Raw genomic sequence first — 24,206 nt, forward strand, 5'->3', positions numbered from 1 at the left:
AATTTCGGAGGGATATTATTATGGCTGAAAAAACTGTCCGTACACGATATGCACCAAGCCCTACAGGTTTTATGCATGTCGGCAATCTGCGTACTGCTCTTTATGAGTACCTCGTTGCAAAATCACAAAACGGCAAATTTATTCTCAGAATTGAAGACACCGACCGTGAACGCCTTGTTGAGGGTGCGGTTGATGTTATATATGATACAATGAAGCTTGCGGGACTTAAACACGATGAAGGTCCCGATATCGGCGGTGATTTCGGTCCTTATGTTCAGTCCGAAAGAAAGGATATGTATCTTCCTTATGCCGAACAGCTTATAAAAGAGGGAAAGGCTTACCGTTGTTTCTGCACAAAGGAAAGACTTGAAAAGTTACAGGACAGCATTGGCGGTGGTTATGACAGACATTGCCGTAATCTTCCGCAGGAAGAAATCGACAGACTTCTTGCCGAGGGTACACCTTATGTAATTCGCCAGAAAATGCCGATTGAGGGCAGTACAACATTTACAGACGCAGTTTTCGGTGAAATCACCGTTGACAACAGCGAACTTCAGGATCAGATTCTCATTAAGACTGACGGCTACCCGACATACAACTTTGCAAATGTAATTGACGACCACACAATGGGCATTACTCATGTTGTCCGTGGTTGTGAATATTTAAGCTCCACACCGAAATATAATCTTCTTTATGAAGCATTCGGATGGGAAATTCCGACATATATCCACCTTCCGCTCATTATGGGCAAGGATGCCGACGGCAATGTTTCAAAGCTTTCAAAGCGTCACGGCGCAACAGGCTTCTATGACCTTATTAACGAGGGCTACCTCCCACAGGCAATTATCAACTATATTGCACTTCTCGGCTGGTGTCCAAAGGATAATCAGGAAATCTTTACCCTTGCAGAACTTGAAAAAGAGTTTGATGTAAGCGGTATCAGCAAGTCACCGTCAATTTTTGACTATGACAAGCTTTCATGGTTCAACGGTGAGTATTTAAAGGCTATGACTCCCGAAGAATTTACGGATGTTTGTATGCCATACTATAAGAAGGTTTTCGGTGACAGAGAAATGCCCTTTGAGAAGTTTGCCGAAATTCTTCAGAAAAGAACTACAAAGCTTACGGATATTCCCGAAATGCTCGGTTTCTTTGCAGAACTTCCCGAATATGACAAGGAGCTTTTCGTAAATAAGAAGAGCAAGACTAATCTTGAAAATGCTCCCGTTGTATTGCGTGAGGCTTACGAAAGATTAAAAGCTCTGCCGACATGGGACAACACTTCAATTCACGATTGCCTCATCAATATGGCGGTTGAAAAAGAGATTAAAAACGGCACAGTTATGTGGCCTGTAAGAATTGCCGCAGCAGGCAAAACAGTAACTCCGGGCGGTGCTGTTGAAATTCTTGACATTCTCGGAAGAGAAGAGTCGCTCAAAAGACTTGAAATCGGTCTTGAAAAGCTCGGCGCATAATTCTACTGACGGAGGTACACGGCAAATGGCTGATGAAATAAAGAATGTTGAGGGTGAAGCTGCCGTTCAGGGCAACTTCATCTGGGATTTTATAAAAGAGGATACTGCCGAGGGCGGAAAATTTGAGGGTAAAAAGGTTCACACCCGTTTTCCTCCCGAACCGAACGGCTATCTTCACATAGGTCATGCAAAGGCTCTTTGCATTGACTTTGGTACTGCCGAGCATTTCGGCGGAATCTGCAATCTTCGTATGGATGATACCAACCCTACAAAGGAAGATGTAGAATATATTGACGCTATCAAAGAGGATATCAAGTGGCTTGGTTATGATTGGGACGACAGATTTTTCTATGCATCACAGTATTTTGATCAGATGTATGAATTTGCCGTTGAGCTTATCAAAAAGGGACTTGCATATGTTTGCGAGCTTACTCCCGACAAGGTGAGAGAATACAGAGGCGACACACAGACACCTGCAAAGAGTCCGTATCGTGACCGTCCTATAGAAGAAAGCCTTGATTTGTTTGAAAGAATGAAAAACGGCGAATTTGAGGACGGCAAAATGACTCTCCGTGCAAAGATTGACCTTGCGTCGGGTAACTTTAATATGCGTGATCCTGTTATCTACAGAATTAACAGACTCAAGCATCACAGAACAGGCGACAAGTGGTGCATTTATCCTATGTATGACTTTGCTCATCCGATTGAGGATGCTCTTGAGGGTATTACGCACAGCCTTTGTTCACTTGAATTTGAGGCTCACCGTCCGCTTTATGATTGGGTAATTAACAATATTTCCGTTCCGTGCAAGCCAAGACAGATTGAATTTGCAAGACTCGGAATTAACAACACGGTAATGTCAAAGAGAAAGCTCCGTGAACTCGTTGAAAAGAACTATGTAAGCGGTTGGGACGATCCGAGAATGCCTACACTCTGCGGACTTCGCAGAAGGGGTTACACACCAAAGTCAATTCGTTCGTTCATTGAGCAGATTGGTGTTTCAAAGGTTAATTCAATTGTTGAATACGGCTTTCTTGAGCATTGTCTGCGTGATGACCTTAACGAAACAGCAGAGCGTACAATGTGCGTTTTAAAGCCTGTTAAGCTTGTTATTACAAACTATCCCGAGGGACAGAGCGAAGAATTTGAGGTTGAGAATAACCCGAACCGTCCCGAGGACGGCACAAGAAAGGTTACTTTCAGTCGTGAGCTTTACATTGAAGAAACCGACTTTATGGAAGAACCCGTAAAGAAGTATCAGCGCCTTTATCCCGGCAACGAGGTAAGAATCAAGTCTGCATACATCGTAAAATGCACAGGCTGCAAAAAGGATGAAAACGGCAATGTTGTTGAGGTTTATGCAGAGTATGATCCAGAAACAAAGGGCGGAAATACTCCCGACGGCAGAAAGGTAAGAGGCACAATCCATTGGGTTGACGCTAACAACTGTCTTGATGCGGAAGTAAGACTTTACGATAACCTCTTTACGGTTCCGGATCCCGATACAGGCGACAGAAACTTCCTCGATTATCTTAACGAAAATTCACTTGAAGTTCTCACAGGCTGTAAGGCTGAAAAGAATATTGCAGGTGCAACGGCTCCGAAGAGCTATCAGTTTATGCGCCACGGTTATTTCTGCATTGACAACAAGGACAGCTCACCCGAACACCTCGTATTCAACCGCAGTGTAAGCCTTAAAGACAGTTTTAAGAAGTAAAATAAACAAAGGGCGGTCTTTTCTTTGACCGCCCACTTTAATAGGAATTTGTGTTCATTAAATATGGTTTTGATGTAATCAATAATATGTTTAAATTTGAACACAATGTGTTCAATCGTGTGCAATACACACGAACGGGCGGATGATAACCGCCCCTACCGGGTATTAATATGATGAAAAAAATACTTGTAACAGGTGCGTCCGGCGGAATCGGTTCGCAGACTGCTGTCGCTTTTGCAAAATGCGGTTGCGATGTTGCGTTGCATTACTCGAAAAATTCCGAAAAAGCCGAAAGCCTTGCCAAAAAGCTTACAAATGAATACGGTATAAATACCTTTGCTGTTCAGGCGGATGTTTCCGATTATGAAAGTGTTTGCAAAATGTTTGACGAAATCGACAGCCGTTTCGGTAACCTCGATGTGCTTGTCAACAATGCGGGAATTGCACAGCAAAAGCTGTTTACCGACATAACTCCCGATGAATGGAAGAAAATGACGGGGGTTAATCTTGACGGTGTTTTCTACTGCTCGCAACAGGCACTCAAAAGATATATGATTAAAAGCCACAGCGGTGTTATTCTCAATATCAGCTCAATGTGGGGACAGGTCGGTGCGTCTTGTGAGGTACATTACAGTGCGTCAAAGGCGGGTGTAATCGGACTTACCAAAGGTCTTGCCAAGGAGGTCGGTCTGTCGGGAGTGCGTGTCAACTGTATTTGTCCCGGCGTGATTATGACCGATATGATGAAAGGCTTTGATGAGCAGACCGTACAGGAGCTTAAGGAGGAAACCCCGCTTAATATGCTTGGTATGCCCGATGATATTGCAGAAACTGCTGTGTTTCTCTGCAGCGACAGGGCAAGGTTCATCACGGGACAGATTGTCGGTGTAAACGGCGGAATGATTATTTAACTTAATAAGAGTATGAAAAAACGGTCGGAATTTGATTTCCGACCGTGATTTTTTACTGTGTTTATATGTTAATGGGTTTAGCTTTTGCCGTTGAGAATATCGGCAATGATTTCTCTCTCGTCCATATGGTACTTAACACCCTTGATTTCCTGATAATCCTCATGACCTTTGCCTGCAAGTACGATAATATCTCCGTCCTCGGCATTGTCCATGCAATATTTAATTGCATCTCTGCGGTTCGGCACGACAACATACTTGCCGTCGGTTTTTGCAAGACCTGTCTTGATGTCCTCAATGATGTCCATAACATCTTCAAATCTTGAGTTGTCTTCCGTTACAACCGAAAGGTCTGAAAGTCTGCCCGAGGTTTCGCCCATTTCATAACGGCGAACCTTAGGACGGTTGCCGCCTGCACCGAACATTGTAATAAGTCTGTGCGGATTGTACTGGCGAAGTGTTTCAAGTACATTTTCCATTGAAAGTGCGTTGTGTGCGTAGTCGATGATGAGTGTGTAGTTGTAGGGAACAGGCACACGCTCAACTCTGCCCTTGACCTTGGCAACCTTGAGAGCGTCAATAATCATCTGATCTTCAATTTCGTCAAAGAATGAAACTGCCGAAATTGCCGCAAGTGCGTTGTATGCATTGAATTTGCCGGGAATGTCAACATCAACAGAAAGGTTTTTGATTCCCTCTGTTTCAAAGTGAACACCGACAAATCCGTTTTCGGAGAGAAGATGAGCATTTTTGCCCTTCAAGTCCGCATTGTCGGCAAAACCGTAGGTGAGAACAGAACCCTTGAAATCCTTTGTGATATCCTTCCATGCGGGATCGTCAATATTTGCAGCGGCAAATTTGCATTGTCTGAAAAGCAGACTCTTGCAGTAGAGATATTCCGCAAGGTCTTTGTGTTCAACACCGCCGATGTGGTCATCCGAAAAGTTTGTAAAGATGCCGACATCAAAAGTCATGCCTGCAAGACGGCTGTGTTTAAGTCCGATTGACGATGCCTCAATTACCATAGCCTTGCAGCCGGCGTTAATCATATCACGCATTGATTTCTGAATAATGTATGATTCGGGAGTTGTGTTGTCGGTTTTGTGGGTTTCTCCGCCGTAAACAACACCGAGTGTTCCGATTGTGCCGGTCTTGATTCCTGCGTGTTCAAAAATTTCCGCAACCATTGCTGTTGTTGTGGTTTTGCCCTTTGTGCCTGTGATTGCAACCGTGTAGAGCTCATCCTCTGGATGTCCGAAAAATTCAATGCTCATAAGCGAAAGAGCGTATCTTGTGTCCTCAACCTTTACAACGGCAACATCACTCGGCACTTCAAAGTCGAGGCTGTCGCTGATAACGAGTGCCGACGCACCTTTTTCAACGGCTGACTTTGCGTACCTGTGTCCGTCTGAGGTATAGCCCTTAAGGCACACAAAGGCTGTGCCTTTTTCAACCTTTCGTGAATCATAGATAATATCCGAAATTTCGGTATTAAGATTGCCCTGAACCGTGTATTCAACATTTATAAGAAGGTCTTTCAGTTTCATCATATATATCTCCGTTTCCCCGACATAAAGTCGGCTTGCTTATTTTCGCTGTTTTTATAATTATAACAATTGTCAGCACTTATTACAACTGTATGTTAAAAAATTAATGTGTGATGTTTGAAATAAATGACTTTGTTTTGTGATTGGTCATTTTTTACTAAAATCAGGAAAATTTGCCGAAATTCAAGCTTATTTTATGAATAAAGAATATAATTTGGGTGTTATGTCACATAACCGTCGGGTGTGATTGTGTAACTTGTACAAATGGCATTTTAGCAAAATAAACAATTCAAGTCAATGTAATTTGTGCAATAGGTAAAATTTCAATAAAAAAGATATCATATTGCACAAAAATAATTTTGATTTTTAACAACATAGATAAAAAGTACAAAGGGAGTTGAAATTCAGGCGATTTTTTGATATGATTATATAGCGGATATGATGTACTTCGTGCGTTATATCCTCAAAGAAAGTATGTAATCCGAAAGGACACTACGAAAATATTCAGAAAGAGGGATTTTTCCAATGAAAAAGATTCTCGCCATTTTATTGGCAGGTATGATGACTGCTACTGCACTTGTTGGCTGCGGCGGCGGAGACGCATCATCGAAAACAGACAACGGTTCAAAAGCAGACAACGGTTCTTCGGACGGTGCTGCTAAGATTGAAGGCTCAATCGTTGACGACAGCTACTTCGGCGATGAAGGTACAGACAGCAAGCCTGTAACTCTTAAGGTATGGGCTCCTGATGCTGCTGTAAGCCTTGTTAAAGAGCAGGTTGAGGCTTTCAAAAAGGCTTATCCTAACAGAAAATTTAAGGAAATCTCAGTTGTAGCACAGGGCGAAAAAGATGCTGCTACAAATATGCTTAACGATGCTACAACAGCTGCAGATGTATTCAGCATCCCGAGTGACCAGCTCAACAAGCTCGTTGACGCAGGCGTTATTTCTCAGGTTGCATTTAAGGATGCCGTAACAGAGGCTAATTCTGAGGAAACTGTAAAAGCAGCTACACTTAATGATACTCTCTATGCTTATCCTGAAACAAACGATAACGGTTACTATCTCGTTTATGATAAGTCAGTAGTTTCCGACGAGCAGGCTAAGACACTTGAGGGTATTCTTGAGGCTTGTAAGAAGGCAGGCAAGAAGTTCATTATGAATGCCGGTGACGGTTACTATGCTTGTACTTTCGCTTTCACTGCAGGTGTTAAAATTGACGGTCTTGAAAAAGACGGTATTACACAGAAATTTGTTAAATATGACGAAGATGAAGCTGTTAAAACACTTCAGGCTTTTGCAAAGCTCATCAAGGATTACAGAGGTACATTCCAATCGCTTGACGTTGCTAACATCGCTTCAGGTTTTGCAAGCGGTAAGTGTGGCGCAGGTATCGACGGTTCATGGGATACAGCTTCTAACCAGAAGGCTCTCGGTGACAACTTCGGTGCTGCAAAGCTTCCTACAATCAATGTCAACGGCACAGACAAGCAGCTTATCTCAATGTTCGGTTATAAGTACATCGGTGTAAACGGTTCTTCTAAGTTCCCGGCAACAGCTCAGATTCTTGCTCACTATCTTGCAGGTGAAGAGTGCCAGCTCCAGAGAACTGAGAAGCTCGGTTGGGGACCTGCAAACAAGAAGGTTCAGGAAAGCAAAGCTGTAACAGGTTCTCCTGTTCTTAAGGCTATCGGTGAGCAGTCTCTGAATGCTTGTGTACAGGTTAATATTGCTTCAACATTCTGGGATCCTATGGCTAACCTTGGCAACAAGATCATCGCTGACACATGCGATCCTTCAGATGCAGCTGCTATGAAGAAGCTTCTTAACGAAACAATTTCTAACGTTAGGGATGAGGGCTAATCGTTAAGTAAGTTAAATTAAGTAAGTTAAATTGATTTAATTTAATCGATTAATTAGCTGCGGGACACTCCGAAAACGGAGTGTCCCGTAAAAAAAGAAAAAATGCGGACTGTCCGCTTGCGTTATCAATTTGTGTATTCGCCTGACTAATAATGTTTTATTACGAACGGCAACTATTATAGGATAGCGTAAAAAGTATTATTAGTTTGGTGTATTAGAGAGATTTGCAAATTATTAAGGAGAGCGCCTAATGACATATGTTGAATACAAACAGCTCAATCCTTTCCAGAGATTTGCCTACAACACAAAGAAGTTTTTCTGTAACGTTCCTCATGCCGTTGCCCATTTTTTCACAGCACTCGGCAAGGCAATAGTTAAGTTCTTCGTAGGCATCGGCAAGGGCTTTGCCAACTACGGCAAGACCTTCGTAAAAGGCGACTGGGCTACAAAACTTTCCTACCTTATTTTCGGTGTAGGTGATCTTAGCAAAGGTAAATATTACAAGGGTATTCTTTTCTTCGCTGTTGAAGTTCTCTATATCCTTTATATGGCTTTTTTCGGTTGGGGATATCTCAAAATGTTCCCGACACTCGGTATTCAGGCTCAGAGAACTGAATATATCAACGGTATCATTCCAAAGCAGGTACCCGGCGATAACTCAATGCTTATTCTGCTTTACTCGGTATTGACACTCGTAATCACAGTAGTGGTTTTCGCTATTTACATAACAAACATCAAAGATGCGTACAGACATCAGATTATGAAGGCTAACGGTCAGAAACCGACTTCATTCAAATATGATATGAAGCAGTTCCTTGACGGTAAGTATCATATCACACTTATGTCATTCCCTGTACTTATGATCGGTATCTTCAATGTTCTGCCGCTCATATTTATGATTTTGATTGCATTTACCAACTATGATAAACAGCATATGCCTCCGGGAACACTGTTCTCATGGGTTGGTTTTGACAACTTCGGCTCACTCTTCAACCTCGTTGAAGGTGCTAAGAAGGGTTATACATTTGTTAAGCTCACAGAATGGACTCTTATCTGGGCTGTTGCAGCTACATTCTCAAACTATATCCTCGGTATGATCTTTGCTCTTATGATCAACAAGAAGGGTATCAAGTTTAAATCACTCTGGAGAACACTTTTCGTTATCACAATTGCTGTTCCTCAGTTCGTATCACTTCTTCTCATGAACCAGATGCTCCAGTCAAACGGTGCTGTAAATATCCTGCTTTCAAACATTACAAACAGTCATGTTGAAATTCAGTGGCTGAATCAGGATGCGACGCTGGCTCGTTGGGTAGTTATCATCATTAACTGTTGGGTAGGTATTCCGTATACCATCCTCTCTATGTCGGGTATTCTTATGAATATTCCTGAGGATCTCTATGAATCTGCAAGAATTGACGGTGCAGGTCCTGTCAAGACATTTACGGCTATCACACTTCCGTATATGCTCTTCGTTACAACTCCTCAGCTCATTACCCAGTTTGTCGGCAACATCAATAACTTTAATGTTATTTACCTGTTGTCAAACGGTAATCCGACAACCGAAAAATATTATCAGGCCGGTGAAACCGATATCCTTGTTACATGGCTCTTTAAGCTGACCATGAACTCTCAGGACTACGGACTTGCCGCCGCGATAGGTATTTTGGTATTTGTTATTTGCGCAACGCTCTCACTCATTGTGTATAATAACTCAAAATCAATGAAGGATGAGGAGGCGTTCTCATGATAAAAAGTTACAAATTAAGAAGACATATTGCGAACGCTTTTGTTTACCTGTTCCTTATTGTAATGGGTTTCGTTTGGATTTCTCCGTTCATCTATCTTTTAATGCATTCATTCCGTGGCGGTGCTGAAATTTACGGAAGTACAATTATCCCGCAGGAATGGACACTCCAGAACTACATTGATTTGTTCACGGGTTCAGGCGGTACTGCAAGCCTTAACTTCCCGAGATGGTTCCTTAACACATTCGTAGTTGCTTGTTTCAGCTGCGTAATTTCTACAATTTCGGTTCTTATGGTTAGTTACGCATTCAGCCGACTCAGATTTAAGGCTCGTAAAAAGTTTATGAATGTTGGTATGATTCTCGGTATGTTCCCCGGCTTCATGACAATGATTGCTATTTACTATCTTCTCAAGGCAATGGGTCTTACTCAGACTCTCGTTGCTCTTGTAATCTGCTACAGCTGCGGTGCCGGTCTTGGTTTCCAGATTTCAAAGGGCTTCTTCGATACAATTCCAAGAGCACTTGACGAGGCGGCAACCATTGACGGTGCTACCAAAAACCAGATTTTCTGGAAGATTATTCTTCCTATGTCAAAGCCGATTGTTGTTTACACGGTTCTTACTTCATTTATCGGACCGTGGACAGACTTCATTCTTGCTAAGATTATCATGGGTGACGCTCGTGACAACTATACTGTTGCTATCGGTCTTCAGCTAATGATTGATCAGGACTTTAAGAACACATACTACAAGCAGTTCCTTGCAGGTTCTGTTGTTGTTGCTGTTCCGATTACACTTCTCTTCCTCAAGATGCAGAAGTATTATGTTGAAGGTGTAACAGCCGGTGGCGTAAAGGGTTAATCCCAATATATACAAGCTCTCACGGGCGGCAGTCACAGGCTGCCGTCCGTTTTAATTTTACGGAGGATACTATGAAAAAAATTCTTTCCATTCTTCTTGCCGGTGCAATGCTTGCGGGCTGTGTGCTTACAGGCTGCTCTGATTCTTCATCATCAAAATCAGATTCATCCGACGGAAATACTGCAAAAGTTGCCGACCCGATTGAAGGCGTTAAGGCAACTGCATCAACCGATAAATACAGAAACTACTACGAAATTTTCGTAAACTCTTTCTGCGATTCAAACGGTGACGAAACAGGCGACCTTCAGGGAATCATCTCACAGCTTGACTACCTTAATGACGGCGATCCGAATTCTGGTGACGACCTCGGTGTTGACGCAATCTGGCTTACTCCGATTATGCCGTCAAAGTCATATCATAAGTATGATGTTGAAGATTATTACAATATTGATCCCGACTTCGGTACGCTCGACGATTTCGACAAGCTTATTGAAGAATGTCACAAGCGTGGCATAAATGTAATTCTTGACCTTGTTTTGAATCACGCATCTTCAAAAAATCCGCTTTTTACAAAGGCTGTTGAAGAGGTTGCCGATAATAAGCTTGACGGCAATGCCGAATATTTTGAAATTCACAAGGCCTCATATTTTGACAGCGATACACAGACTATCAGTCTTGGAAACGGTTATGCCTGTGAGGCGAACTTTTCTCAGGAGATGCCCGAATGGAATCTCAATTCTAAAAAGACGAGAGAAGAATTTACAAAAATTGCGAAATTCTGGCTTGACCGAGGAGTTGACGGTTTCAGACTTGATGCTTGCAAATACTTTACAAATAAGGAAACCGACGGAACAGAATTTCTCAAGTGGTTCTACGACACCTGCAAGGGTATTAAGGAAGATGTCTATATGGTTGGCGAGAACTGGTCCGATGATTCCGATATTCAGGAGCTTTACAAATCCGGCATCGACAGCCAGTTTGCATTTAAGTTTTCAACCTCAACAGGCACAATTATCAGCAACATCATTTCGCAGGGCGGTATGGCTACTGCCAAAAAAATTATGAACTACGATAACAAAATGACAGAGTCAAATCCCAATGCTATCAATGCAATGTTCCTTTCAAACCACGATCAGGTTCGTAGCGGAAACGCACTTGAATCTCAGGGACTTTCTTCTCAGAAACTTGCAGCCGCAGTTTATATGCTTGCGCCTGGTAATCCGTTCATCTATTACGGAGAGGAAATCGGTGTTAAGGCTCCGAATACCACAAACGATGCGGCATACAGAACACAGATGGTTTTTGACAGTGAGAACCTTCCCGATATTTATGTAAACGGTATCGGAGATGAGCCAGAGGTGCCTACCGGTGGCGGTGTAAAACAGCAGCTTGCCGACAAGGATTCTCTCCTCAACTACTATCGTAGAATTATCACAATCAAAAATCAGAACCCCGAAATTGCAAGGGGCAGAATTGTGGGCACACAGGGCTTTGATGATAAGGCAGTCGGCGCTTACTATGTTGAGTATGAGGATTCAAAGCTCCTCATTATTCACAACTTCAGCAAGAATGACGCAAAGGAGCTTACAATTACAGACGATATGATTAAGAATGCAACTCTCCGTGCAGACCTTATCCCCGAGAGCAGTTCAAAGCATACCGAACTTAAAGACGGAAAAATCTCTGTACCGCCACAGTCAACGGTAATCATTAAGTCTGCTGAATGATTTTTTGTTCGTGCAGACAGTTATTTTGTATTAAAGACTATATCTCCCGAGCACAACAATGTGCCGAAGTTGACTTTTTTCGTTCGTGAAGACAGTTATTTCGTAGCGGTATCACAGAAGCTTTGCAACATTTGTATAAGGATATATATAAACCACAAAAGGCACATAACCGAAAACAATGACGGTTATGTGCCTTCTTGTTTTTGTAAGGCTGTTATTTCACAGCCCTGCAAGTAATATCACAAAATGTTTGACAGATGTAATTTTATAAATGTCGCAAAATGACTGCTGTTTTGTAGGCGAGAACCATGTTCTCCCGTGAGTAACGGCAGAAATTATATTTAAAAACAAATTTTATAAATTCTCAAATACATTGTTTGCTACTACAAATGATAAAAATTGAAAATTCCGAAAACTTTCTTGTTTTTGTCACACAGTTGTCAATATTGGTGTGGTATAATAAAGTCACAACATAAGGGAACGGCGAACATCGTCCCGATAAAACAGTGTATAAGTATTTATTTGATATATTTTCCTCTCTCCTAAATAAAAAATGAAAACGGAGGCTGTGAAGAACGAAGTCTTAAACTTCATTTCTTTACAGCCTCTTTTTCATTACGGTGTGCCGCCGTTGTCAATTCGTGCAGACAATTTTTTGCTAGTCGCTGTGATTAATAACAGCTTTCATAATATCAAAACATATTCGTGGGAATGTATAATATTTATCAAGCATAAGCCTCGCTTAAATTTTACAAAAAAATGCTTGACAAAAAGTGAGCGGATAGTTTATAATGTTTAATCGTGGGACATTCTGTAATTGCGCCCGTTTTTGGGGATATTATTGATGTTTCACAGGGCTTTGCAAAAGCAAAGCAGTTTTATCAATTCTTATATTTTTTGAAAGGAGGACAAATAATGCCTACATTTAACCAGTTGGTACGCAAGGGCAGACAGGTTTCCGAGAAGAAGGCAAAGGCACCTGCTCTCTTAAAGGGTTGGAACTCAAAAAAGCGTGTTGCTATTGATCAGAGCTCCCCACAGAAGAGAGGTGTTTGTACTGCAGTAAAGACCGCTACACCTAAAAAGCCTAACTCAGCGCTCAGAAAGATTGCCAGAGTAAGACTTTCTAACGGTATTGAAGTCAGTTCCTATATTCCCGGCGTAGGTCACAACCTTCAGGAACACAGCGTTGTTCTTATTCGTGGTGGCCGTGTTAAGGACTTGCCTGGTGTTCGTTACCACATCGTTCGTGGTACACTCGACGCTCAGGGTGTTTCGGGCCGTATGCAGAGCCGTTCAAAGTACGGTGCTAAGCGTCCGAAGAAAGGTAAATAAGGAATTGACAAAACTCTCTTGACTTAAATTATTTAAGTTCTGCTATGCGGCAGGAATTTTACTATATATATTATGGTAGAATGTCTTGTTGGCATACGGGAGTTTGTCGCTTTCGAGTACCTATGATATCTCAATTATTGTGAAGGAGGGAAGCAAAGTGCCAAGAAGAGGTTCTATTGCGAAGCGTGACGTATTACCGGATCCGCTTTATAATTCAAAACTCGTAACTCGTCTTATCAACAACATTATGTACGACGGTAAAAAGGGCGTTGCTCAGAAAATTGTTTACGGTGCATTCGACATTATTGCTGAAAAGACAGGTAACAACCCGCTTGAGGTTTTTGAACAGGCTATGGAAAATGTAATGCCCGTTCTCGAAGTAAAGGCTCGTCGTGTCGGCGGTGCTACTTATCAGGTACCTATGGAGGTTCGTCCTGAAAGACGCCAGACACTCGGTCTCCGCTGGATTTCTACTTATTCAAGAGCTCGCAGCGAAAAGACAATGAAGGAAAGACTTGCAGGAGAAATCCTTGATGCCACAAACAGTGCCGGCGGTGCTTTCAAGAAGCGTGAAGACACTCATAAGATGGCTGAAGCTAACAAGGCTTTCGCTCATTACAGATGGTAATTTTATCATCAGCGTTTATTAGGAGGATTTTATGCCAAGACAGGTTTCACTTGAAAAAACAAGAAACATCGGTATCATGGCTCACATTGATGCCGGTAAAACCACAACAACTGAGCGTATCCTGTATTATACCGGCGTAAACCATAAAATCGGTGAGACACACGACGGTGCTTCCACAATGGACTGGATGGTTCAGGAAAAAGAGCGTGGTATCACAATCACCTCTGCTGCTACAACTGCATTCTGGTTCGGCAGCAAGCATCAGTATGACAAGCACAGAATCAACATCATCGACACCCCCGGTCACGTTGACTTCACTGTTGAAGTTGAGCGTTCACTTCGTGTTCTTGACGGTTCTGTAACAGTCCTCTGCGCAAAAGGCGGCGTTGAGCCTCAGTCTGAAACAGTATGGCGTCAGGCTGATAACTACGGCGTTCCGAGAATGGTTTATGTAAACAAGATGGACATCATGGGCGCTAACTTCTACCATGTTGTTCAGATGATGAAGGACAGACTTAAATGTAATGCTGTTCCGATTCAGCTTCCGATCGGTGCTGAGAGTGATTTCAGAGGCATCGTTGACCTCGTTACTATGAAGGCCGAAATCTATCACAACGAAGACGGCACAGACTACAGTGAAGAGGAAATTCCGGAAGAGATGCAGGATCTCGCTAACGAGTATCATGAGAAACTTATCGAATCAGTTGCTGAACTCGATGAGGATCTTATGGAGAAATACTTCGGCGGCGAAGAGCTTACAATCGACGAAATCAAGAGCACAATCAGAAAGGCTACTATTGACAACACAATGGTACCTGTAACCTGCGGTTCTTCTTACCGTAACAAGGGTGTTCAGATGCTCCTTGATGCTATCGTTGATTATATGCCTGCTCCGACAGATGTACCTGCTATCAAGGGTGTTGACCCTGAAACAGGCGATGAGGTTGAAAGACCGTCATCAGATAAAGAGCCATTCGCAGCTCTCGCATTCAAGATTGCTACTGACCCGTTTGTTGGTAAGCTCTGCTTCTTCAGAGTTTACTCCGGTACAGTTTCTGCCGGCACAACTGTTTACAACTCAGTTAAGGACACCAACGAGCGTCTCGGTCGTATCTTGCAGATGCACGCTAACGACAGAAAAGATATCGACTGCGTATACGCAGGTGACATCGCTGCTGCCGTTGGTCTTAAAAATACAACAACAGGTGATACTCTCTGTGATGAGAAGGCTCCTGTTATCCTTGAGTCTATGGAATTCCCTGATCCTGTAATTCGTGTTGCTATTGAGCCGAAGACAAAAGCAGGTCAGGAAAAGATGGGTATCGCTCTTGCAAAGCTTGCAGAAGAAGATCCTACTTTCAAGGCTTATACAGACGAAGAAACAGGCCAGACAATCATCGCAGGTATGGGTGAACTCCACCTCGAAATCATTGTTGACCGTCTTCTCCGTGAATTTAAGGTAGAAGCAAACATCGGTGCTCCACAGGTTGCATACAAGGAAACTATCCGCAAGGAAGCTTCTGTTGACGAAAAGTATGCTCGTCAGTCAGGTGGTAAGGGTCAGTACGGTCACGTTAAGATCAATATCTATCCTAACAAGGACAAGGGCTATGAGTTCGTTAACAACATTGTCGGCGGTGCTATTCCAAAGGAATACATTCCGGCTGTTGACCAGGGTATTCAGGGCGCAATGCTCAGCGGTGTTGTTGCAGGCTACAATGTAGTTGATGTTAAGGTTGAGCTTTATGATGGTTCTTATCATGAAGTCGACTCATCAGAAATGGCATTTAAGATTGCCGGTTCAATGGCATTCAAGAACGCTATGAAGAAGGCAGATCCTGTACTTCTCGAACCGATCATGAAGGTTACTGTTATCACTCCTGAGGAATACCTCGGTGATGTAATCGGCGACCTTAACTCTCGTCGTGGTATGATCCAGAGCATGGAAGCTGACAACGGCGTTCAGAGAGTTATCGCTCATGTTCCGCTTTCAGAGATGTTTGGTTACGCAACAGACATGCGTTCCAAGACTCAGGGTCGTGGTCAGTATGTTATGGAGCCTGACACATATGCAGAGGTTCCGAAGAACATTGCTGAAAAGATTATGAGTGAAAGAGCTAAAAAGGACTAATCATACCTTTTAAAGCACTTTTTTCAAAAATGTATTGATTTTTTTAGAAAAAATTGATACAATATGATTAAATCTATTGTAAATTCTTTTTACAACAATAAGGAGGAAATTTCCAATGGCAAGAGAAAAATTTGAAAGAAATAAGCCCCATGTTAACATTGGTACAATTGGCCACGTTGACCATGGTAAAACAACACTTACTGCTGCTATCACAAAGGTTCTCAACCTCGAAGGCGATGCTGATTTCGTTGATTACGCTAACATCGATAAGGCTCCTGAAGAGAGAGAGCGTGGTATCACAATTAACACAGCTCACGTTGAGTATGAAACAGACAAGCGTCACTATGCACACGTTGACTGCCCAGGCCATGCTGACTATGTAAAGAACATGATCACAGGTGCTGCTCAGATGGACGGCGCTATCCTCGTTGTATCAGCTGCTGACGGTCCTATGCCACAGACAAGAGAGCACATCCTTCTTTCTCGTCAGGTAGGTGTACCTTACATCGTAGTATTCATGAACAAGACTGACCAGGTTGACGATCCTGAGCTTCTCGAGCTCGTAGAGATGGAGATCCGTGACCTCCTCAACGAGTATGAGTTCCCGGGCGATGATACACCAATCATCAAGGGTTCAGCTTATCTTGCTCTTACAAGCACATCTAAGGATCCTAACGCTCCTGAGTACAAGTGCATCCACGAGCTTATGGACGCTGTTGACGAGTATATTCCAACTCCTGACCGTAAGGCTGACCAGCCATTCCTTATGCCTGTTGAGGACGTATTCACAATCACAGGTCGTGGTACTGTTGCAACTGGTAGAGTTGAAAGAGGTCAGATTAAGACTGGTGAAGAAGTTGAAATCGTTGGTCTTACAGACGAAAAGAGAAAAGTTGTTGTTACAGGTCTTGAAATGTTCAGAAAGACTCTTGACTTCGCTGAAGCAGGCGACAACGTAGGTGTTCTTCTCCGTGGTGTTCAGAGAACTGAAATCCAGAGAGGTCAGGTACTTGCTAAGCCAGGTACAATTCACCCACACACAAAGTTCCGTGGCCAGGTTTATGTTCTTACTAAGGACGAAGGTGGCCGTCATACTCCATTCTTCAACAACTATCGTCCGCAGTTCTATTTCAGAACAACTGACGTAACAGGTACAATCTCACTCCCAGAGGGCGTAGAGATGTGCATGCCTGGTGATAACGTTGAAATGGACGTTGAACTTATCACTCCTATCGCTATCGAAGTTGGTCTTCGTTTCGCTATTCGTGAAGGCGGCAGAACAGTAGGTTCAGGCGCAGTTATCGCTATTAACGAATAATTTTAACCGATTATCGTTTATTTTCTAACATTCAGAGCCGATACATTTGTATCGGCTCTTTTTGTGTTCGCATCGTGTGCAAACACGATACGATTGGTAGCCTTGCGACCGCCGCCGGTGGCGGATAAAGGGGGCAAAGCGCTGTCTGAAATAATGAGCAAAAGGCAGCACATTTATGTGCAACGCATTGCGACTATTTTTCAGACGGGAGAACTCGGTTCGCTGCTACAGATAAAACTTGACTTTGCGATATTTATATGCTTTGTAATTATCATAATGCATGTGCTGTTACCTGCGGGAGAATGAGGTTTTCCCCTACAGATTATACACAACATCCATTACATCAAAACATTTTTTTCAAACATAAGATTTTATCAAGCGGGCGTCAGATGAGCGTCCCTACGGTTTGTTTTGTTCTTTTAATATCAAACTGTCTACACGAATTGGGTACGGCGGTTCGCCGTGCAACAGCAAGTTGCTTGTGAAAAATCACGCTCTGCATTATAATATACGCAAGAGGTGACGGCTATGGATACAAAAGAAATTTTACTGAAATTAAGAACAAAATCGGGCTTTTCTCAGGATGAGTTGGCTGAAAAACTGTTTGTAACAAGACAGGCTGTTTCTCGTTGGGAAAACGGCGACACAGTTCCAAATACGGAAACATTAAAACTTCTCTCAAAGCTTTATAATGTGTCAATCAATACCCTGCTCGGTTCACCCCGAAAATTGATATGTCAATGTTGCGGTATGCCGTTGGAAGATGAGATTATCAGCAGAGAGAAAGACGGCTTTATGAATGAAGATTATTGCAAGTGGTGTTATGCCGACGGAAATTATATGTACAGCGATATGGACGATTTGATTGATGTCTGCGTCAAAAATATGGCAAACGAGGAACATTCCGAAAAAGAGGTGCGTGAGTATCTGTTGAGAACACTCCCGAAGCTCGACTATTGGAAAAGATATAAGGAACTCGGCGGAAACAAGGCTTTTGAGGAATTCAAAAATGTTCTTATTGATGAGATAAATGCCCTAAATATTGAGGGTATGCCAAAACTTACAAAGCTGAATGCGCTTGTCGGAAGATTTGTTAATTTGGGATACAGACTTCCGAACGGCAACACGGTTAAGTTTTTGGATGACAACGCAACATATCTCGGCAATCAGCTTGAATGTGAGTTCGGCGGTGACAGATATTTCGGCATTGTCGGAAATACAGACTTTATCCTGATTTCAACTTATGAGGAAAATCTTAAAAATCCGGAGCTTGTTTTGTACAAGAAAAGATAACAGACAAAGAGGTGTCAGCGTTTGCGACACCTCTTTTTGCAGTTTAAATTATTGAAAAGTCAGAATAAGGTAATCCCGAACATATGCAGTACCCATAAAACAGCACCGAAAACAACAGATGCGGTAACACCGTAAACTATGACAGGTCCTGCGATGATGAACAGCTTTGCGCCGAGTCCTGCAACATATCCCTCGGATTTGAATTCAATTGCAGGCGATGAAACCGCATTTGCAAAACCTGTAATCGGAACAAGCGTACCGGCACCGCCATGCTTGGCGATTTTATCGTAAACACCGATTGCTGTCAGCAAAATTCCTATGAAAATCAGCGTTACCGATGTCAGCGTTTTTGCATCATCTTTGCCGATGTCAAGCAATGAATAGCTGTCGGTCAAAATCTGTCCGATAAGACAGATGAAACCGCCGATGAAAAAAGCCTTAGTCCCGTTCACAAAACATTTACTTTTCGGTGAATTATTTTTCACAATCGTGCTATATTCTTTTTTTGAAATCATAAAATGCCACCTTTGCACCGTTAATTAATTTACATATATTTTTGCCGTATAAATTTCAATTATGTTTGAATTATCACTTTATTTTTTTTGACTGTTGTAGTATACTTATTAATATGTACAGCTATGTAAAACGAAATGAGGGTAAAGTAATGGAGCATTATCTCGATAACAGCGCAACTACGAAGGTGTCGCAAAAGGCGGCAGAAAAAGCGTTTGAGATAATGACCGAAAATTACGGCAATCCTTCGTCACTCCATTTGCGTGGAATGTATGCAGAGCAGGAGCTTGTAAAGGCTCGAAAAGAGGTTGCAAGAAAGCTTGGTGCAACTGCCGACGAAATCTATTTTACAAGCGGCGGCACAGAGGCGAATAACCTTGCAATTTTCGGTGTTGCCGAGGCTAAAAAACGCAGAGGAAAGCGGATTGTTGTGTCTGCCGTTGAACACAGCAGTATTATGGAATCTGCAAAAAAACTTGAGGATAACGGCTTTGATGTTGTCTATATAATGCCCCGTGAGGACGGCACAATTCACAAGGAAGATGTGCTTGAAAATGTTGACGAAAACACAATTCTTGTGTCTGTAATGTGCGTCAACAACGAAACGGGCGCAATTATGAATGTTACGGATATTTTTTCTGCCGTAAAGGCGAAGAACTGCGATGTAATCTGCCACACGGATGCCGTTCAGGCGTTCGGCAAAATCTCGCTTTCTGCGTCAAGGCTTCATGCGGATTTAATCAGCGTGAGCGGTCATAAAATCCATGCCCCGAAGGGTGTGGGTGCAATCTTTGTGAAAAAGGGTGTACGGCTTGTTCCGCTTCACTACGGAGGTGAGCAGGAGAAAAAACTCCGCCCCGGCACAGAGGCGATTCCGTTGATTGCCGCAATGGGTGTTGCCTGCGGTGAATTTAACATAGATAAAAATTACGATTATGTTTCAAAGCTTAACAGCTACGCAAAGGATAAGCTATTAAAAATTGACGGTGTGGTTCTCAACTCCCCCGAAAACGCACTTCCGTATGTGCTGAATATCTCGGCAGGAAAGGTCAGGAGCGAAACCATGCTCCATTTTCTTGAAAATCTTGAGGTCTATGTGTCCTCGGGAAGTGCCTGTGCAAAGGGCAAACCGAGTTATGTGCTTGAGTCAATGAATATCGGTCGTGACCGAGCCGACAGCGCACTGAGAATCAGCTTTTCAAAATTTAACACAGAGGCAGATATCGACGCACTTTGTTACGGTATTGAAAAGGGACTGAAAACCCTTGCTCACAAATAAAATCGTATGAATATATATTAAAACAAAGGAATACATTTTATGAAGGAAATTTTACTTTTGAAAGACGGCGAAATTGTTCTCAAGGGACTTAACCGCCGTTCATTTGAAGATGTCCTCAAAAAGAACCTCAAACACGCATTAAAGAGTGCAGGCCATTTTGAGATTACATCCGCACAGTCCACAATTTATGTAAAACCGCTTGATGATGACGCAGATCTTGAAAAGGCTTGCGAAATCGTTTCAAGGGCGTTCGGAATTATCGCTTTTTCAAGAGCCGCCGTTTGTGAAAAAACAATCGAATCCGTTCTTGAAACCGCTCCGAGATATCTTGAAAATCAGCTTAAAAATATAAAAACCTTTAAGGTTGAGGCTAAGAGAAGCGACAAGAAGTTTCCGCTTAAATCTCCCGAAATTTGCAGAGAGGTCGGCGGTGAAATCCTTTCAAAGTTTCCGCACCTCAAGGTTGATGTTCACAACCCCGACCTTGTTGTAAATGTTGAAATCCGTGACTTCGGTGCTTATGTTCACGGTGAGCCGGTAAGAGGAGCAGGCGGTATTCCGGTCGGCACAGGCGGCAGAGCCGCAATTCTCATCAGCGGAGGTCTTGACTCTCCCGTTGCCGCTTATATGATGGCAAAAAGAGGTATCAGACTTACTGCAATTCACTTTGCAAGTCCGCCCTACACAAGCCCCAGAGCCGAAGACAAGGTTGTCAGACTTCTTCGCAGAGTCAGCAGATATGCAGGCGATATGGTTATGTACACCGTGCCGTTTACAAAGCTGCAGGAGAAAATCAAGGACGAATGTCCCGAGGAACTTTTCACAATCATTATGCGCCGCCTGATGATGCAGATTTCAGAAAAGATTGCCGAAAAGTACGAATGTCAGGCACTCATCACAGGCGAAAGCCTCGGTCAGGTTGCAAGCCAGACAATCGGTGCGCTTTCGTGTACAGATGAGGCGACCGATATGCTCGTGTTCAGACCGCTCATAGGTATGGATAAGCAGGAGATTATCGACATTGCCTACAAGATTGATACCTACGATATATCAATTGAGCCGTATGAGGACTGCTGTACCGTGTTCACACCAAAGCATCCCCGTACAAGACCTGTTCTCAAATATGTAAAAGAGGCTCAGGAAAAGCCGAACTTCGGACCTCTTGTTGAGGAGGCTCTTCAGAACCTCAAAGTTACAAGAATTTCGGCTGATGATGAATAATCAAACGATTGAAAGGGGAATTGACATGGATGTTGAGATTTTTTCCTTAACGGGCAAAAATTCCGCTGACCTTTCTCAAACAAGCGGTGAAATTGCAAAAAAGCTTGAACAAAACGGCTTTTCCGTAACCAAAGTAAAAAGCGTTTCACCTTCATATTCTAAAATTATTTCTGCACTTAACGAGCTTGCGAAAAGCGAAAAAGCGCCTGATCAGGTTGTGATTGCAGAGGCTCTTACAACAAAGGACAGCACATCGTTTCGCAAAAAGTTTGCCGAGGTTGTTGCGGCATCCGAGAAGTATGAGAATACTCCCGTGCCGAAGGACTATTGGCGAAAGAGAAATCTTGATTTTCTCGATGCCAAAAAGCGTAAGGCAGACAAGGAAGAGATGGAACAGCTCGAGGACAAGTACAGAATGTTCCGTAAAAAGTCAAGAATTTTCAGCCTTAAAGATATGGGCAACGGCTATCTTGGCTACTGCTTTATGTACCGTGGTATTCAGGTTGCCGTTCTTCCAAAGTCGGCTCTTGCCGGTGAAAATCCCGAAGATATGGTTTGTCTTGCCTGCATAAGAGCAAAGTCAAACTTTGAAAATTCTGCAATTGACTATCCTAACGGTTTCAGCGACAGGGAATTTGTTCCGGCAAAGACAGGCTTTGTCAACAACTTCATTCCTATGCGTGGTGACGGTTCAAAGGAAGTTACAAGAAAATGCGTTGTAATTGTTTCGTTTCTCGTGTTTCTTACCGCACTTTCGCTGTTGTTCTACAATATGATTTACCTCAGCCTGAGAAATGCCGAGCTTAACGGAGAAATTCAGCGAATTGCTCACAGCGTTGATGACGGTGAAACAACACCCGAAAAGAAAAAGGATGACACAATCAATTGGGATAAACTTCTGAAAATCAACGATGAAATTGTCGGCTGGATTCAGATGAAGGATACCCACATTGACTACCCCGTTCTTTGGCATAAGGCAGACAGCACACCGCAACAGTACTACCTTAACCACAACTACAAGAATGAGTGGGACGGCTTCGGCAGCGTATTTGTTGACTACCGTTCAACAAAGGGTACAGACGGCAAGAACCTTGTTCTTCACTCTCACCACATTCAGGACGGTTCGATGTTCGGTGACCTTATGAAGTTCGGCGGAACAACGGGGGATCTCGATTTCTACAAAGAAGTTCCGACCTTCCGCTTTGACACTCCAAAGGGCAAAGGTACTTATAAGATTATCTCCGTGTTCAAGACAAACACTCTTACCGCACACGGCGATTTCTTCAACTACATGATAAGCGACTTTGAAAATGACAAGGATTTTATGAACTATGTTTACAATGTCCGTGTTCGTTCACTCTTTAATTGTCCTGTTGATGTAAACGAGGACGATGAGCTTGTAACACTTTCAACCTGTTCGTATGAGTTCACAAACTTCAGAACGGTTATTGTTGCAAGAAAGGTAAGAGCGGGCGAGTCAACAAAGGTTGATGTTTCAAAGGCATCGCTTAATAAGAATGCAGTATGGCCGCAGGTTTATTACTCATCCTACGGCGGTACAAGACCTACCGTCACAGACTTTGACACAGCTTACAAGAAAGGTCAGATTACCTGGTATGACGGAGATTACAGCTTTAAGAACCAAAAGGTAACCAAGAAAACCGAGGCTACAACCGCAACAGATACAAAAGGTCAGGTTGTAACGCAAAAGCCACAGCCTACAACAAAGGCAAAGGTTTATTGCAATGTAACCTTCCTTAACTACGACGGTTCAGCTTTGTCAACGCAAAAGGTTGAGTACGGCAAGTCGGCGGTTGTGCCTAAGACCGTACCGAAAAAACCGAGTGATGAGTATTATACCTACACCTTTGAGGGTTGGGACACCACCTATGACTATACAAAGGTAACGGCTAATTTGAGCATTGCACCAAAATTCAAGGCAACGCTGAAACCCGAATACGCAAACGCACAGTAGGAGGACGGAAAATGAATTGCAGGCTTGTATTTTTCGCTGCTCGCAAAACCTCGTTTTGCGAAAGAGCTTTGCAAAAATCCTTTTCCGAGCTTGACCTTGAACTCGTCAAAACCTGCTTTGCAACCGATTCCGAACAACTCGGAAATGAACTTACAGACGCTTTCAAAAAACTGAATGCGGTTTTCGTTGTCGGCGGACTCGGATTTGACGATGAAAAGGGAATAAAAAGCATAATTTCCCGTGCTTTGTGTGAAACCCCTGTTAATGACTGCAAAAAGCTGAAAAATGAAAACGGCGATGACGGATATGTTGTCAGAGCCGCAAATCAGATTCTTATTCTTCTGCCCGATGAACCCGAGCAGATTGAATCCATTATGCAGGGACCGCTCAGAAAATATATTATGGCAAACTCGGTAATGCAATAGCATTGCGAATTGAAAGTTGAAAATTAAAAATGTAAAATTACAGTCGGTGGTGTGCCACCGCTGTCAATTCGAGAAGATAGTTAGATAAAAAGATTGCATCAGATGCCCGAATAAGGTTCTGATGCAATTTTTGTTTTATATGGAATCAGTAGGGGTAGCCTTGCGACTATATTTCAGACAGCGCTATGCTCCCTTTATCCGCCACAGGCGGCGGTCGCAAACCGTGTTTGCCATTTATAAA

General features: G+C 42.9%; 18 protein-coding genes. 16 read left to right on the forward strand and 2 right to left on the reverse strand.

Going from position 1 to position 24,206, the window contains the following annotated elements; translation table 11 throughout:
• Positions 1-20: 20 nt before the first annotated feature.
• The 3 genes from gltX to ymfI all read left to right on the forward strand — a co-directional run bounded on the left by gltX (position 21) and on the right by ymfI (position 4,103).
• On the forward strand, positions 21-1,475 hold the full coding sequence (gene gltX, locus WMO31_RS05140) for a glutamate--tRNA ligase (RefSeq protein WP_367999335.1): 1,455 nt from the start codon (positions 21-23) through the stop codon (positions 1,473-1,475).
• Positions 1,476-1,500: 25 nt separating this feature from the next.
• Positions 1,501-3,192 (forward strand): glutamine--tRNA ligase/YqeY domain fusion protein, encoded by a 1,692-nt coding sequence (locus tag WMO31_RS05145; RefSeq protein ID WP_015523166.1) that lies wholly within the window; start codon positions 1,501-1,503, stop codon positions 3,190-3,192.
• Positions 3,193-3,365: 173 nt separating this feature from the next.
• Complete coding sequence (gene ymfI, locus WMO31_RS05150; RefSeq protein ID WP_367999385.1) at positions 3,366-4,103, forward strand: elongation factor P 5-aminopentanone reductase; 738 nt, start codon at positions 3,366-3,368, stop codon at positions 4,101-4,103.
• 77 nt (positions 4,104-4,180) lie between these two features.
• Here the strand turns inward: ymfI and WMO31_RS05155 are convergent, their stop codons facing one another.
• Positions 4,181-5,647: a UDP-N-acetylmuramoyl-L-alanyl-D-glutamate--2,6-diaminopimelate ligase gene (locus WMO31_RS05155; protein ID WP_015523168.1), complete on the reverse strand. Its 1,467-nt coding sequence runs from the start codon at positions 5,645-5,647 to the stop codon at positions 4,181-4,183.
• 525 nt (positions 5,648-6,172) lie between these two features.
• Between WMO31_RS05155 and WMO31_RS05160 the strand changes: the two genes are divergently transcribed.
• From WMO31_RS05160 to WMO31_RS05200, 9 genes are all read left to right on the forward strand, one after another.
• On the forward strand, positions 6,173-7,510 hold the full coding sequence (locus WMO31_RS05160; RefSeq protein WP_118144367.1) for an extracellular solute-binding protein: 1,338 nt from the start codon (positions 6,173-6,175) through the stop codon (positions 7,508-7,510).
• A 250-nt stretch (positions 7,511-7,760) separates the two neighbouring features.
• Complete coding sequence (locus tag WMO31_RS05165) at positions 7,761-9,260, forward strand: carbohydrate ABC transporter permease (RefSeq protein ID WP_303675822.1); 1,500 nt, start codon at positions 7,761-7,763, stop codon at positions 9,258-9,260.
• Entirely contained in the window at positions 9,257-10,120 is an 864-nt protein-coding gene (locus WMO31_RS05170) for a sugar ABC transporter permease (RefSeq protein WP_046431438.1), read from the forward strand. Before WMO31_RS05165 ends, WMO31_RS05170 begins: the two co-directional genes overlap by 4 nt.
• 71 nt (positions 10,121-10,191) lie before the next feature.
• Positions 10,192-11,847, forward strand: a complete 1,656-nt coding sequence (locus tag WMO31_RS05175; RefSeq protein WP_367999336.1) for an alpha-amylase family glycosyl hydrolase — start codon at positions 10,192-10,194, stop codon at positions 11,845-11,847.
• A gap of 915 nt (positions 11,848-12,762) precedes the next feature.
• On the forward strand, positions 12,763-13,182 hold the full coding sequence (rpsL, locus tag WMO31_RS05180) for a 30S ribosomal protein S12 (RefSeq protein WP_015523173.1): 420 nt from the start codon (positions 12,763-12,765) through the stop codon (positions 13,180-13,182).
• 157 nt (positions 13,183-13,339) lie between these two features.
• Entirely contained in the window at positions 13,340-13,810 is a 471-nt protein-coding gene (gene rpsG, locus WMO31_RS05185; protein ID WP_021882688.1) for a 30S ribosomal protein S7, read from the forward strand.
• 31 nt (positions 13,811-13,841) lie between these two features.
• The gene (gene fusA, locus WMO31_RS05190) at positions 13,842-15,941 is read left to right on the forward strand and encodes an elongation factor G (protein WP_015523174.1); all 2,100 of its coding nucleotides are present in this window, start codon (positions 13,842-13,844) and stop codon (positions 15,939-15,941) included.
• A gap of 115 nt (positions 15,942-16,056) precedes the next feature.
• A complete protein-coding gene (tuf, locus tag WMO31_RS05195; RefSeq protein WP_015523175.1) occupies positions 16,057-17,259 on the forward strand; it encodes an elongation factor Tu in 1,203 nt (400 codons plus the stop codon).
• Between the two features lie 528 nt (positions 17,260-17,787).
• On the forward strand, positions 17,788-18,552 hold the full coding sequence (locus WMO31_RS05200; RefSeq protein WP_367999337.1) for a zinc ribbon domain-containing protein: 765 nt from the start codon (positions 17,788-17,790) through the stop codon (positions 18,550-18,552).
• 59 nt (positions 18,553-18,611) lie between these two features.
• Here the strand turns inward: WMO31_RS05200 and spoVAC are convergent, their stop codons facing one another.
• Complete coding sequence (gene spoVAC, locus WMO31_RS05205) at positions 18,612-19,067, reverse strand: stage V sporulation protein AC (RefSeq protein ID WP_367999338.1); 456 nt, start codon at positions 19,065-19,067, stop codon at positions 18,612-18,614.
• Between the two features lie 149 nt (positions 19,068-19,216).
• On the opposite strand from spoVAC, the gene WMO31_RS05210 reads away from it, so the two are divergent.
• Genes WMO31_RS05210 through WMO31_RS05225 form a run of 4 tightly spaced genes read left to right on the forward strand, consistent with a single transcriptional unit; the run spans position 19,217 to position 23,965 of the window.
• A complete protein-coding gene (locus tag WMO31_RS05210) occupies positions 19,217-20,344 on the forward strand; it encodes a cysteine desulfurase family protein (protein ID WP_367999339.1) in 1,128 nt (375 codons plus the stop codon).
• Between the two features lie 39 nt (positions 20,345-20,383).
• Positions 20,384-21,565: a tRNA uracil 4-sulfurtransferase ThiI gene (thiI, locus tag WMO31_RS05215; protein WP_367999340.1), complete on the forward strand. Its 1,182-nt coding sequence runs from the start codon at positions 20,384-20,386 to the stop codon at positions 21,563-21,565.
• On the forward strand, positions 21,555-23,540 hold the full coding sequence (gene srtB / locus WMO31_RS05220) for a class B sortase (protein WP_367999341.1): 1,986 nt from the start codon (positions 21,555-21,557) through the stop codon (positions 23,538-23,540). The genes thiI and srtB overlap by 11 nt, the downstream gene beginning before the upstream one ends.
• A gap of 11 nt (positions 23,541-23,551) precedes the next feature.
• Positions 23,552-23,965, forward strand: coding sequence for a hypothetical protein (locus tag WMO31_RS05225; protein WP_015523180.1), 414 nt, complete (start codon positions 23,552-23,554; stop codon positions 23,963-23,965).
• Positions 23,966-24,206 lie beyond the last annotated feature (241 nt).

It is taken from the genome of Ruminococcoides intestinale (assembly GCF_040095935.1).
GTDB lineage: Bacteria > Bacillota > Clostridia > Oscillospirales > Acutalibacteraceae > Ruminococcoides > Ruminococcoides intestinale.